Raw genomic sequence first — 13,570 nt, 5'->3', positions numbered from 1 at the left:
GGCAGCTCCTCAGGGCAGTTCGACGGCGGTGAAGAAAAGGCCGAGGCGGTCAGCAGTGCGAAGGGTCTCTTCCTCGTTGAGCACGAGAGTCGAGCCCGCGCCGATGGCGATGCCGGAGAGGCCCGCACGTGCAGCCTCGACGACACTGCGCGGGCCAACGGCGGGCATGTCCACGCGCAGGTCCTGCCCCTTCTTGGCCGCCTTGATGAGAACACCGCCTTCTTTGCGTCGGCCGAAGCCGAACATGGAGCGGCGCAATCCCCTCACCCGACGCAGCATGCGGTCGGTTCCCTCAGGCCCCTCGATGGCGAGCACGTGCCGCTTGGCGACAACCGCCGCCTGACCAATGTCGAAATCGGAGAGAGATTCGAGCAAAGAGAGACCGAAGACGATAGCCGCGCGATCTTCGGCGTTCGGCTCCAACCGCCCACGCAAGGTCGGCGGTGCAATGAGTTCAGGCGCGAGATCCTGCACGCCGACCACGCGATGACCGCGCTCCTCGATGAGCATGACGGCACCGCGCAACACCTGATCGTCGCCGCGCGAAATCACGTCCTTCACTTCCTGCATGTTGCGCAGGAGTGAATAGGCTCCGAGCAGCGCCGAAAAGCCGGGGCGCTGGACCGCGCCGACAAGGGCTACCGCCGAAGGCTGCCAAGTATCGAGGGTCGCCATGATCGTTTTCAGATCGAGCAGACCGACGGTCGCGTCCGCGCGCAAGCGCAGTTCCGGAGCGGCAAAGCCCCGGAACGCCAGAACGCGGTAATCCTGCCCCTTCTGCTTGAGGTGGTCGACAAGCTGAATGGGAAGTTGACCGGCCCCGGCGAGGATCGCAATCGGGCCACTCGTCGTCATCAAGCGGATCCGACCGGGTCCCGAGGCGTGCAGATGGCGCGATCTCCGCCAGCACGAATGAAATCGATGATTTCTTGCACATAAGGATGTGCGGAAAACTCGTTGCCCACATCCTCGACCCGCTCGGCCAACGTACCCTCTTCCGCGAAGAGGAGACGATAGGCGCGACGGATCTCGTGGATCTGCTCGCGGGTGAAACCACGTCGGCGCAGGCCGATGATGTTGAGACCGGCGAGATGAGCCCGGTTGCCCATGGCCATGCCATAGGGAATGAGGTCGTTCTCGAGCCCCGTGAGGCCGCCGACGAAAGCGTGAGAGCCGACGCGCGCGAATTGAATCACTGCAGCGCCGCCGCCGAAGATCACGAAATCGCCCACCGTCACATGGCCCGCGAGCATCACGTTGTTCGACAGAATGACGCTGTTGCCGACCTTCGTGTCATGGCCCACATGGGAATTGGCGAGGAACGCGCAATTGTTGCCGATTACCGTCGCCATGCCACCACCCTCGGTGCCGGGATTCATGGTGACGCCTTCGCGGATGATGCAATCAGACCCGATGGTCAGGGTCGAAGGCTCGCCGTGATATTTCAGATCCTGCGGGATATGACCGATGGACGCGAAGGGGAAAATCCGCGTCTTCGCGCCGATCGTCGTGTGACCGGCAACCGCGACATGACTGACGAGTTCGCATCCGTCGCCGAGCTGTACATCCGCACCGACCGTGCAGAACGGCCCAATCTTGACGCCCTGCCCCAGCTTCGCGCCATCGTCGACGATGGCGCTGGGATGAATGAGCGCGCTCATTCCATCACCAGCATGGCGCTGACTTCCGCCTCGCAGGCGAGAGCGCCGTCCACCTTCGCCTCGCCGCGATACCACCACATGTTGCGGCGGTTGTTGAGCTTGGTCATGTGGAACTCGACCCGGTCGCCCGGCTCGACCGGACGGCGGAACTTCACCTTGTCGATGGTCATGAAGAAGACCTGCTTCGGCTTGGCCTGCTCGGCAATTTTCGAGGCGACGCAGATCGCACCCGCCGTCTGGGCCATGCCCTCGATCAGGAACACGCCGGGATAGATCGGCCGGGTCGGAAAATGGCCCTGGAACTGCGGCTCGTTGAACGTGATGTTCTTGATGCCGATGCAGGACTTGTCCGAGTCGATCTCGATGATCTTGTCCACGAGAAGGAACGGGTAGCGATGCGGCAGCAGATCGAGGATCTGCATGATATCGGCGGTTTGAAGCGTAGTCGGCGCTTCGTTCATGACGTCAACTCCGAAGGTCTTTTACAAACCTCGATTGAGCGGGCTCGCTCGATCAGGCTCGGTTTGAAATGTTTCGCATTTTTCTTGTGGCGCAGCGATAGAGCCGCGACCGAAAACGTTCTCAATCCCCGGCGGAATCGCTGGAATCGCTCTGGGATGCAAGCTTTTTTAGGGCGTTGATCTCACGGAACCATTCGCGCATGGGCCGGGCCGGTATGCCACCCCAGCGTGCGCCCGGGGGAACATCGCCGTTCACACCGCTGGTTGCAGCGATCTGCGCGCCCATGCCGATGCGCACATGACCTTTAACTGCCACCTGCCCACCAAGCGCGACGAAATCCTCGATGGTCGTGGATCCTGCAATGCCGACCTGGGCCACGATCACGCAATGACGCCCGATGACGACATTGTGCCCGATCTGGACCAGATTATCGATCTTGGTGCCCTCGCCGATGACGGTATCGCGGCTGGCGCCCCGGTCGATTGTGGTGTTCGCCCCGATCTCCACGTCGTCCTGAATGATGACGCGGCCGACCTGCGGCACTTTCAGATGGCCTTGTGGCCCCATGGCGAAGCCGAAACCGTCCTGCCCGATGCAGACGCCGGGATGTAGAATGACACGGTTGCCGATGAGAGCGTTTGAAATCGTCACGTTCGGGCTGATCGAGCAATCGCGCCCGATCCGCACCTGGGGTCCGATGACCGCGTGAGCCCCGACGATTGTCCCGGAACCGACTTCAGCCCCGGGTCCGATCACAGCGCCCGGATCGACGCGCACACCGTGTTCCAGGCGTGCGGTCGGGTGCACGAACGAACCCGGAGAAACACCGGCCGCCTCGAAGAACGAACCGGGGCGCATGGAGCTCGGGAAGAGCAGCGCCATCACCTGCGCAAAGACACGATAGGCTTGCGGCGTGACGATGGCGATAGTGCCGGAGGGAACCTTGGCGGCGAAGCGCGGCGTGACGAGACAGACGCCCGCATTGGTGTCGCGCAGGATCTCGCCATAGGCGGCATTGTCCATATACGCGAGTTCGCTCGGCCCCGCACTTTCAAGCGGCGCGACCCCTGTAAGCAAAAACTCCCCGTCGGAACCCTCGGGGAGTGTTGCACCTGCCATCTCCGCGACCTGACGCAAAAGCAACGTCCGGGTCTGCGAGAAGAAACTGGAATCTGTCATGTAGAAAGATCGAGGGCGCCGCAAGGGCGCCCTCCCAAATCAGAAGCGAGTGCCACCGGAGAACCGGAAGGCCTGGGTCCGGTCACCGCCGACACTAACGCCGTTGACCTTGATGCCGTCATCCTTCGAGAGAGCGAACGCGTAGTCGAACCGGATCGGTCCGAGCGGCGAGGTCCACAGGATGGAGGCACCGACCGAGGAGCGGATCACGTGGCTGTCGCGCACGACGATACATTCCTGAGAAACAAGGGCAGTACGCGTACAGCCAAGGGTCGGGCTGAAGCCTTCGATGACGCCGTTGTTGTTGGTGTCGAACCGGGTCGGACCCTCATAGCCATAGAGAGTACCGGCATCGGCGAACACAGCGCCCCTCAGACCCAGCTCGCGCGGGAGCCCGAAGATCGGGAACTGCAGTTCGAGCGAGCCACCGAAGTAGGTCGTGCCGCCGACGGCGTTGGCGTTCGTATCGAGGGTCGAGATATCACGCGGACCGATACCGTTGGTCGCGAAACCGCGAACCAGCGACGGGCCGAGGAAGAACTGGTCGACGATGCGGAGATTTCCGCCGCCAGCAAAACCGTTGCTGTTGTTGTTTCCGAAGCCGGTGATCTGACCGCCCTGAACGCGAGCGATACCGACAACGTCATCGAGGACTTCGTAGTAGTAGCGCGCGTCGCCGGTGGCGCGGAAGTACTTGGAGTCGCCACCCAGGCCAGCCACGTCGGTCTTCACTTCGGCATAGAAGCCGGAGCGCGGATCCTTGGTGTTGTCGAGGGTGTTGTAGTTGAAGGTCAGACCCGCGAGCGACGTCAGAGTGTCGCCGCGCGATTGCTTGATCGCGAGCGAGGCTTCGCCGTTGCCTTCACAGAAGGTTCGGTTCGGCGTGCCGGGAGCGATCGTGTCCGGCCCATTGATAGGCGTGTTCGCGAGCGGCACCGAGCAGTCGTTGTAGGGCTGCTTGAAGTCGTTCGGGATCTTCAGGCTCTGTTGATACAGCGAGTAACGCGCCGTGATCGTCAGTTCTTCCGTGAAGGGCATGCCCAACCGGAGCTGACCACCGGTCATGCGGTTCTCGTAGCGGGCATACTTGGTCTGATCGCTGAACTTCGAGAACAGGTCGATACCGGCCGCCAGACGGTAGCCGAGGAAATACGGCTCGGTGAACGAGAAATCGACACCGTTGGTACGCTGGCCGAGCTGACCGGCGACGCGGACATACTGACCACGACCGAGGAAGTTCGACTCGCTGACCGCGACTTCACCGATGAAGCCGTCGGAGGTCGAGTAACCGCCCGAAATCGAGAAGGCACCCGTGCTCTGATCCTCCACGTCCACGTTCACGACGACACGGTCAGGGGCGGAACCCGGCTCGTTCGAAACACGAACGCGCTTGAAGAAGCCAAGGTTGTTGAGGCGGCGCTCGGCGCGCTCCATCAGCACCTTGTTGTAGGGGTCGCCTTCGCCGAGATCGAACTCGCGACGGATGACATAGTCACGGGTACGGCTGTTGCCGCGCACGTTGATGCGCTCGATGTAGACGCGCGGACCGTCCTCGACGACGTAGCCGAGATTGATGGTGCGGGTCGCGGGATCGCGGGTCGCGACCGGGCGGACCTGCGCGAAGGCATGGCCGCTACGGACGACTTCCGTGGTCAGGTTCTGCAGAGACTTCTGCACCGCATCAGCGTTGTAGACCGAACCGGACGAAGTCGAGACCTTGCCCTGGAGGCTGGCGGCATCGATGTCCGCCAGGCGGGAATCGACGGCCACATTGCCGAGGCGGTACTGCTCACCCTCGCTGACGGTGATCGTGACGATGTAGCCTTCCTCGCCCTGATCGAACTGGACATCGTTCGAAACGATACGGAAATCGGCGAAGCCATTCTTCAGGTAATAGCGGCGGATTAATTCGAGATCGTTGTCGATGCGATCCGGATCGTAAACGTCCGAGCTCTTGAAGAAGCTCAGGAGGTTCGATTCGGTCGTCGTCATCACGCCGCGCAGGCGGCTCGACGAAACCTGATCGTTACCGACGAATCGGATTTCCTTCACGCCGGTCTTGTCGCCCTCGACGATGGTGTAGACGACGTCGATATTCCCGTTTGGAAGATCGACAATGCGAGGCGTGACGGAAGCGAGCGCACGGCCCTGACGGCGATAGACTTCGAGGATGCGCTGAACGTCGGCATCCACGACGGCCTGATTGTAAGCCGTCCGAGCGCGAACCTGAAGCTCGCCTTCGATAGCCGCCTTCTCGACGCGCTTGTTACCCTCGATGGCAACGCGATTGATGACCGACCGGCTCGCGACGGGAGCCGCACGGGTCCCCGGAGCCTGCGCATAGGAACCGTCTGCAGCGGCAAGTCCGGCGATCAGCGCCCCCATGGCGATCATCGCAGTTCTAGCCGGCTTCTTCCGGCGTGGCGTGGTCGTCGACATCATCAACTGGCCCGTCTCTTTTATCTCATTGTCCAAGGCGAAGAAGCCCCAGCTGACCGGGAGCATCTGCCTCCAGCCATAGTGGTAAGGTCCCGCTTGTACAAACTTTCGCCGTCATTGCAAACGGCGGTTTCCCCAACAGAGTGTCATTTTTGCCTAGCGTGGCGTCCTTGTCACGTCCCGCGGGCCACAAATGTTGCACCAAGGTGAACAATATCATTCCAAGTCGCGAACAACATGAGCATCGCCACGATGGCAAAACCGATCCGGAAGCCGATTTCCTGGGCCTTTTCGCTCAGGGGCCGACCACGAACCGCCTCAATAGCGTAAAATAAAAGATGCCCGCCATCCAAGAGCGGAACGGGAAATAGGTTAATAAGGCCTACCGATACGGACAGAACCGCCACAAGACTGATCAATCCCGCGACCCCGCCGAGGCTCGCCACCTGGCCCGAAACCTGGGCGATCCGGATAGGACCGGAGAGCTGATCCGCCGATTCGCGGCCGGAAATCAGTTTGCCCATGTAATCGAAGGTCCGGTCGACCACATACCAGGTCTCGAGAGCCCCCGCCTTTACGGCCCCAAGGGGCGAATAGGTCAGGGTCTTGATCGAAGCCGGATCGCGGGAGGCCTGAAGGCCGAGAAGCCCGATCCGCTGCTTGCCGAACGGCGTGTTCTGCTCTTTCAAGTCGGGAACCGCGTCCAGCGCGACCTGCTTTCCTTCACGATCCACCACGAAATGCAGGGTATCCCCGGCACTGGCGCTGACCCACCGCTGCATGTCGGCAAAGGTCTCGATGGTGCTGCCGTTGATGGAAAGGATAAAGTCGTGCGGCTTGAATCCGGCCCGTTCGGCGGCGCTGTTCGGCTGAATCATTTCGATGCGCGGCTCGATGACCTGTCGGCCGGAGACGTAATTGAGGCCGGAGAAGATCGCGACGGCGAGAATGAAGTTGGCAATCGGCCCCGCCGCGACGATGGCCGCGCGCTTGGTGACGCTCTGGAAGGGGAAGCTGACCGCCCTCTCCTCCGGCGACATCCGCTGGACCTCCCGGCTGTCCGGCACGCTGGCCGCGTTCAAGTCGCCCACGAATTTCACATAGCCGCCGAGGGGAATCGCCGAAATCTTCCAGCGCGTGCCGTGCCTGTCGTTCCAGCCGAAAAGCTCCGGCCCGAAGCCGACGGAAAAGGCCGTCACGCCGACGCCGCAGCGGCGCCCGACCCAGAAGTGGCCGAACTCGTGAATGAAGACGACGATTCCAAGGACGATCAGGAAGGAGACAATCGTCAGGAGGAAGGAGTTCGTCGCCCCGCCAATAGTTGCGAGCAGATCCATAACCGTTCCTTTCGCGCCGTCAGGCCGACGCTATCACAGTCTCATTGAGGGCGGCGGAGGCGGCGCGCCGCGCTTCGCCATCGATGGCCAGCGCTTCGGCGACGGTGGCCGGAGCATCGAGCCGCCTTGCGACAAAAGATGAGCAAACCCCATCAACGATTTTATATATATCATAAAATCGGATCTTGCCGGCCATGAAAGCCGCCACTGCGATCTCGTTCGCGGCGTTCAGAACGGTCGGCATCGACCCTCCGGCCTTGAGCGCAGCCTTTGCCGCCGCAAGGCACGGGAATCGCTCTTCGTCGGCCATCTCGAAGCTCAAACGCCCGATAGCGGCAAGATCGAGACGGGGAAGATCCATTGCAAGGCGTTGCTGATGACGCAGGGCGTTGGCGATAGGCACCTTCATGTCGGGCAAGGCGAGTCCCGCCGTCAGCGCGCCGTCGCTCCATTGCACGAGGCCGTGCACGATGGCTTCGGGATGGACGAGCACGTCGAGATGATCAGCATCGATATCGAAAAGATGATGCGCCTCAATGAGTTCGAGACCTTTGTTCATCAAGGTCGAAGAATCGATGTTGATCTTCGACCCCATGGACCAGACCGGATGCGCCGCGGCCTCGGCTGGCGACGCGGCGGCGATGCGCTCCCGGCTCCAGGTGCGGAATGGGCCGCCGGTCGCCGTGATGATCGCCTTTTCCACATCCTTGCCGTGACCGGCGGCCAGCGCCTGATCTAGCGCGTTGTGTTCGGAATCGACCGGCATGATCTGCGCGCCGATACGGCGGGCGTCAGCCATGAAGGCCTTGCCGGCGCAAACCAGGCTTTCTTTGTTGGCGAGAGCGATTCTCCGCCCAGGCTTCAGGGCCGCGTGGGTCGGGCGAAGCCCGGCGGTGCCGCTAATGGCGGCGAGCACGATGTCACTTTCCCGGTCCACCGCCTCGATTAGAGCGGCATCGCCTGCCCCGCTCTCGATGCCCGAACCCGCGAGCTCGGAACGCAAGTCGTGGTGCCCCGCCTCATCAGCAAGAGCGGCGAACCTCGCGCCGAGGCGCTTTGCCATGGCGGCAAGGGCCTTGGCGTCCTTACCGCCGACAACGGCTTCCACGCGAAACTGATCGGGTTGAGCCAGAACGACATCGGCCGTCGAGCGGCCGATCGAGCCTGTGGCTCCGAGAATGGTGAGAGAACGGGTCATGAAAGCTTTTAAGACGCAAACCTTATGATCAGCAGCACGATGCTCAGGATCAGGGCGACAGCCCAGAACCCGTCGAGCCGATCCATGACGCCGCCATGGCCCGGAATGAGGTGACTCGAGTCCTTGACATCGAAATGGCGCTTGAGGGCGGATTCGCCAAGGTCGCCCAATTGGCTCGCGACGGAGGCGACGAGGGACAGCATCACCACATTTCTAAGGCTGAAAGGAGGCATCAAGCCCAGCTTCTGAACACTCCAGGCCACCAGAAACCCGGCGATTGCCGCCGCCAGAAGCCCACCGCAGAAGCCAGACCAGGTCTTTTTCGGGCTGACCCGGGGCCACAATTTCGGCCCGCCCAGGGACCGCCCGGTGAAATAGGCTGCGATATCGGTCGACCACACGACCGCGAACATCCACAGCAACCCGGCAAGCCCGAGATTCGGATGTTCCCTGACGATGGGCGGCACGAGAGTGATAACGACCGCATAAGCAAAGCCGGTCAGGGCCCAGAACCGGCTCTCCTGCCCGGTCGCCAAGAGAGCGGCAGCCAGAAGGGTCAGCGCGCAAACGCCGACGAAGGCGATGAACGAGGCATTCGTCAAAAGAAGAACCGTGAGAACGACAAGGCCGACGCCAAGCACCGCCTGGACGGGCCGGCGCGATTCGACCCGCGTCATATTGGTCCATTCCCAGGCCGTCGCGATACCGGCGGCGAGCCAGAACAGGGCAAAGGCCCAGCCGCCCTGATAGGCGGCGGCCAGCGCGATCGGGATCAGGACGATTGCGGAAACGACGCGCTTTCCAAGCTCGCTTGAGACCAACCCAATGCCCCCCGCTTTTGTCGCGCCACCCTCACCCATCGCCATGGTCAGACGGCCTGAGCGCTCAGACCGCCGAACCGGCGATCCCGCCGACGATATTCGTCGAGGGCCGCTCTGAAGATCTCGTCGTTGAAATCGGGCCAGAACTCGGGGGTGAAGACGAATTCGGAATAAGCCGTCTGCCACGTCAGGAAATTCGACACCCGCTGCTCGCCGGAAGTTCGAATGACGAGATCCGGATCGGGGATGCCCCGCGTATCGAGATGCGCCTCGATGGCGTCGAGATCGATGGAGGCGGGATCGAGTTCACCCGCTTTCACCTTCTCAGCCAAAGCACGCATGGCATGAGCGATTTCCTGCCGGCCGCCGTAATTGAAAGCGATCACGAGGGTCAGAGCGGTGTTGTCGCGGGTCAGGCTTTCGGCCTCATCAAGCAGAGCGCGAATATCGGGAGCGAGAGTTTCCCGTTCGCCGATGATCTTGACCCGCACATTGTTGGCGTGAAGGTCAGCGAGATCGTGCCGCACGAACCGCTTGAGAAGCCCCATGAGGTCGGAGACTTCCTGAGCCGGACGCCGCCAGTTCTCGGATGAGAAGCTGTAGACAGTGAGATAGCGGATCCCGAGATCGATGGCGCTGCGCACGGCCCGGCGGATCGCCTCGACGCCACGTCGATGGCCCTCGAACCGGGGAAGCCCGCGTTTCGCGGCCCAGCGGCCGTTGCCATCCATGATGATGGCGACATGCGTCGGCACCTCGCCGCCCGTATCGCGGAGAGCAAAGGATGGAACCGAAAGCTTGGCTTCTCCGCTCATGAAATCTCGAACTCGATGCACGCCCGAACAGGTCAGACGTGCATGATCTCCTTTTCTTTGGCCGCGGCAAGGGTGTCGACCTCGGCAACGAACTGATCGGTGGCCTTTTGGACCTGATCCGCGTGACGCTTGCCGTCATCCTCGCTGATCGCGTGATCTTTTTCGAGCTTTTTGAGCAGGTCGAGACCGTCGCGGCGCACGTGGCGGACGGCGACTTTCGCCTCTTCCGCGTATTTATGGGCGACTTTCACCATTTCCTTGCGGCGCTGCTCGTTCATTTCCGGAATGCGCAAGCGGATGATCTGGCCCTCGGTCTGGGGGTTGAGCCCCAGATCGGATTCACGGATCGCCTTTTCGACAGCTGCAACCATGCCGCGATCCCAAACCTGGACGCTGAGCAGGCGCGGCTCCGGCACGCTCACCGTCGCAACTTGCGAAATCGGCATCAGGGAGCCGTAGGCGTCGATCTGCAACGGATCGAGGAGATTGGGCGAAGCACGCCCCGTGCGCAGGCTCGCAAGGTCGTTCTTGAACGCATTGATCGCGCCCTGCATGCGGCGCTTCACGTCACCAAGGTCGAAAGTCGTGGTCATGGTGTATTTTCCTCAAGGCATACTTTGGACACGGGCTTACGCTGCCCGCGCTTCGGCATCAAGGGGCGACAACGGTGGACGGCACATCGCCCTGAAGAATAGCCGTCACAGAGCTCGGTGCGTGGACGGAGCCGACAATGATCGGAATCCGGCTCTCCCGCGCCAGGGCGAAGGCGGCGGTATCCATCACCTTCAAATCCTTGGCAATGGCCTCGTCATGGGTCAGACGGTCGAACCGGGTCGCATTCGAATCCTTTTTCGGATCGGCGCTGTAGACTCCATCGACCTGCGTGGCTTTCAGCACCGCGTCGCAGCGAAGCTCGGCCGCACGCAGGACGGCGGCGGTATCGGTCGTAAAGAACGGGTTGCTCGTGCCGCCCGCTAGCACCAGCACCTGCCCTTTGTCCAGATGGTGCAAGGCAGGCTGGCGTGCATAGGTTTCGCAGATCGTCGGCATGGACACCGCCGACATGGTGCGCGCAAAAACGCCCGCGGCGTTCAGCGCCGTCTCGATGGCAAGAGAATTCATGACCGTGCCGAGCATGCCCATGGAATCGGCGGTCGGGCGGTCGATCCACCCCGCCGTGCTCATGCGTGCGCCACGAATGATGTTACCGCCACCGATCACGAGGGCGATCTCGAATCCGGCGCGGGTGGCGTTGGCGAGATCTTCGGCGAGACGGGAGAGGGTCTGCGGATCGAGCCAGTATCCATCGGGAGCCATCAAGGCTTCTCCCGAAAGCTTCACCAGAATGCGCCGGAATCGTGCCACTGCAGACCTCTCTTATTTTCTTTTAGGGGGTTTACTCTCGCACGATCTGAAAAACCGGGAACCGCTTTTCGAAAGGATCGTGCGAGGCCTCTCATGAAAACGGCGGCTGAAGAGCCGCCGTTTGTCGTCGTTCGATTTAGGCCTTTACGCCGGCCGCCGCAGCGACCTCGGCGGCGAAGTCAGGAGCTTCCTCCTTCTCGATGCCCTCGCCGAGAGCGTAGCGAACGAAGCCCGTGAGGGTGACCGGCTTACCGGCCTTCCCTTCGGCTTCCTTCAGCACCTGGGCGATGGACTTCGAGGGATCGTGCACGAAAGCCTGCTCGATGAGCGTGACTTCCTTGTAGTAGCTCTTGAGGCCGCTCTCGACGATCTTCGCAAGGACGTGGTCGGGCTTGCCGGCGTTCTTCTCGCGAAGAATCGCGCTCTCGCGCTCGACCGTCGCCTGATCGACGCCGGTGGAATCGACGGCGACCGGGTTGGTCGCGGCGATGTGCATGGCGATCTGGCGACCGAGCGTGCCGAGAACCGTCACGTCGCCTTCCGACTCAAGCGCGACGAGCACGCCGATCTTGCCGAGGCCTTCGGTGACCGCGTTGTGGACGTAGGACGCGATGACGCCCTTCGAGACCTGAAGCTTCGAGATGCGGCGCAGGCTCATGTTCTCGCCGATGGTGGCGATCAGCTCCTGCAGGCGATCCTTCACGGTCGTGGTCGAGCCGGGGAAGTGAGCGGCTTCGAGGCCCTCGATGGTGCCGTTGCCGTTGAGAGCGATCTTCGCGGCTTCGCGAGCGAAAGCCTGGAAGGAATCGTTACGGGCGACAAAGTCGGTCTCGGAGTTCACTTCGAGGATCGTGGCGGTGTGGCCGGACGATTCAACCGCGACGAGGCCCTCTGCCGCGACACGGCCGGCCTTCTTCGCAGCCTTCGAGAGGCCCTTCTTGCGGAGCCAGTCGATCGCGGCTTCCATGTTGCCGTCGGTCTCAGCCAGAGCGGTCTTGCAATCCATCATGCCGGCGCTGGTCGCCTCGCGCAGCTCTTTCACCATCGCAGCGGTAATAGTCGCCATGGCTCTTCCTTTCTCGGGTTCACATATTAGGGAGCCCGGCGCTCAGGGAACGCCGGGCTAGATCAATTCATGCAAGGGGCACCACCGCTAGGATGGCGCCGACTAAGCCTTAGGCTGCGTCGATCAGAGCACGGGCCTGGCCGATCCAGCCATCGCGCTCGAGGCGGCCATTGAGCTTGAGATCCTTGTCGAGAGCGGCGACATCGCCTGCATTTGCAGCGGCGAGCTGCCAGTAATGGAAGATGCCAGCCTCGTTCAGCTTCTTCTCGAGCTGCGGACCGACGCCCGTCAGCTTGGTGAGATCGTCCGGAGCGCCGCGCGGAGCGGCAAGACGCTCGAAAGCCTCGCCTTCCGAAGCGCCGAGATCGGCAGCAGCCGGAAGCTCTTCCTGCGTCGGGTTTTCCAACGCACCCACATCGATGCCCATGGCGCCGGCGCCACGGGAGATGCCGTCGAGAGCGGCGCGGGCGATCAGGTCGCAATAGAGAGCGATAGCGCGGCCGGCGTCGTCATTGGCCGGAACCGGGAAGGTGATGCCGTCCGGGTCGCAGTTCGTGTCGACGATGGCAGCCACCGGGATCCCGAGGCGCTGAGCCTCCTTGATCGCCAGCTGCTCCTTATTGGTGTCGATGACGAAGATCAGGTCGGGCGTGCCGCCCATATCCTTGATGCCGCCGAGGGCGCGCTCGAGCTTGTCCTTCTCACGGGTGAGCATCAGACGCTCTTTCTTCGTGAGGCCATGGCCGCCGGTAGCGATGATTTCGTCGACCTTGCGCAGGCGCGAGATCGAGCCCGAAATGGTCTTCCAGTTGGTGAGCATGCCGCCGAGCCAGCGAGCATTCACATAATACTGTGCCGAGCGCTTGGCCGCATCGGCGACCGCATCGGCTGCCTGACGCTTGGTGCCGACGAACAGCACGCGACCGCCCTTGGACACGGTGTCGCTCACGGCCTGAAGGGCGCGGTGCAGCAACGGAACCGTCTGGGCGAGGTCGATGATATGGATGTTGTTGCGGGTACCGAAGATGTACGGGGACATCTTGGGGTTCCAGCGGTGGGCCTGGTGGCCGAAGTGAGCGCCGGCTTCGAGCAGCGAGCGCATCGAGAATTCAGGAAGCGACATAGGTATTCTCCGGTTGAGCCTCCGCGGAGCATGCCCGGTCTTTTTCGAGACCGGCACCAGAAGCCTCATTCAGACATGAGGCCAACTCCGCGTGTGGGATGGGC

At 62.2% G+C, this 13,570-nt stretch carries 13 protein-coding genes; all 13 read right to left on the bottom strand.

The window, feature by feature from the left end; all coding sequences use genetic code 11:
• Nucleotides 1–9: 9 nt before the first annotated feature.
• Nucleotides 10–855, bottom strand: coding sequence for an LpxI family protein (locus AB4072_RS05335; protein WP_441966019.1), 846 nt, complete (start codon nucleotides 853–855; stop codon nucleotides 10–12).
• On the bottom strand, nucleotides 855–1,661 hold the full coding sequence (gene lpxA / locus AB4072_RS05330; RefSeq protein WP_441966018.1) for an acyl-ACP--UDP-N-acetylglucosamine O-acyltransferase: 807 nt from the start codon (nucleotides 1,659–1,661) through the stop codon (nucleotides 855–857). The genes AB4072_RS05335 and lpxA overlap by 1 nt, the downstream gene beginning before the upstream one ends.
• Nucleotides 1,658–2,122 (bottom strand): 3-hydroxyacyl-ACP dehydratase FabZ, encoded by a 465-nt coding sequence (gene fabZ / locus AB4072_RS05325; RefSeq protein WP_441966016.1) that lies wholly within the window; start codon nucleotides 2,120–2,122, stop codon nucleotides 1,658–1,660. Before fabZ ends, lpxA begins: the two co-directional genes overlap by 4 nt.
• 121 nt (nucleotides 2,123–2,243) lie before the next feature.
• Nucleotides 2,244–3,302 (bottom strand): UDP-3-O-(3-hydroxymyristoyl)glucosamine N-acyltransferase, encoded by a 1,059-nt coding sequence (lpxD, locus tag AB4072_RS05320; RefSeq protein ID WP_441966015.1) that lies wholly within the window; start codon nucleotides 3,300–3,302, stop codon nucleotides 2,244–2,246.
• A 39-nt stretch (nucleotides 3,303–3,341) separates the two neighbouring features.
• Nucleotides 3,342–5,744 (bottom strand): outer membrane protein assembly factor BamA, encoded by a 2,403-nt coding sequence (gene bamA / locus AB4072_RS05315; protein WP_441966014.1) that lies wholly within the window; start codon nucleotides 5,742–5,744, stop codon nucleotides 3,342–3,344.
• A 170-nt stretch (nucleotides 5,745–5,914) separates the two neighbouring features.
• On the bottom strand, nucleotides 5,915–7,078 hold the full coding sequence (rseP, locus tag AB4072_RS05310; RefSeq protein ID WP_441966012.1) for an RIP metalloprotease RseP: 1,164 nt from the start codon (nucleotides 7,076–7,078) through the stop codon (nucleotides 5,915–5,917).
• Between the two features lie 19 nt (nucleotides 7,079–7,097).
• Nucleotides 7,098–8,276 carry a 1-deoxy-D-xylulose-5-phosphate reductoisomerase gene (gene dxr, locus AB4072_RS05305; protein ID WP_441966010.1) on the bottom strand — a complete coding sequence of 393 codons (1,179 nt, stop codon included), beginning with the start codon at nucleotides 8,274–8,276 and terminating at the stop codon, nucleotides 7,098–7,100.
• Between the two features lie 8 nt (nucleotides 8,277–8,284).
• Entirely contained in the window at nucleotides 8,285–9,142 is an 858-nt protein-coding gene (locus AB4072_RS05300) for a phosphatidate cytidylyltransferase (RefSeq protein WP_441966008.1), read from the bottom strand.
• A 2-nt stretch (nucleotides 9,143–9,144) separates the two neighbouring features.
• Nucleotides 9,145–9,912, bottom strand: a complete 768-nt coding sequence (locus tag AB4072_RS05295) for an isoprenyl transferase (RefSeq protein ID WP_441966006.1) — start codon at nucleotides 9,910–9,912, stop codon at nucleotides 9,145–9,147.
• A 32-nt stretch (nucleotides 9,913–9,944) separates the two neighbouring features.
• Entirely contained in the window at nucleotides 9,945–10,505 is a 561-nt protein-coding gene (gene frr / locus AB4072_RS05290; protein WP_441966005.1) for a ribosome recycling factor, read from the bottom strand.
• A 58-nt stretch (nucleotides 10,506–10,563) separates the two neighbouring features.
• Nucleotides 10,564–11,277 (bottom strand): UMP kinase, encoded by a 714-nt coding sequence (gene pyrH, locus AB4072_RS05285; RefSeq protein ID WP_441966004.1) that lies wholly within the window; start codon nucleotides 11,275–11,277, stop codon nucleotides 10,564–10,566.
• Nucleotides 11,278–11,413: 136 nt separating this feature from the next.
• Nucleotides 11,414–12,343, bottom strand: a complete 930-nt coding sequence (gene tsf, locus AB4072_RS05280) for a translation elongation factor Ts (RefSeq protein ID WP_441966002.1) — start codon at nucleotides 12,341–12,343, stop codon at nucleotides 11,414–11,416.
• A 109-nt stretch (nucleotides 12,344–12,452) separates the two neighbouring features.
• A complete protein-coding gene (locus tag AB4072_RS05275) occupies nucleotides 12,453–13,466 on the bottom strand; it encodes a 30S ribosomal protein S2 (RefSeq protein ID WP_441966000.1) in 1,014 nt (337 codons plus the stop codon).
• Nucleotides 13,467–13,570 lie beyond the last annotated feature (104 nt).

It is taken from the genome of Microvirga sp. 2MCAF38, from assembly GCF_052115485.1.
In the GTDB taxonomy this organism is placed as follows: Bacteria; Pseudomonadota; Alphaproteobacteria; order Rhizobiales; family Beijerinckiaceae; genus Microvirga.
The sequence above is the reverse complement of the archived record's forward strand: the minus strand, read 5'-3'. Positions and strand labels throughout refer to the sequence as shown.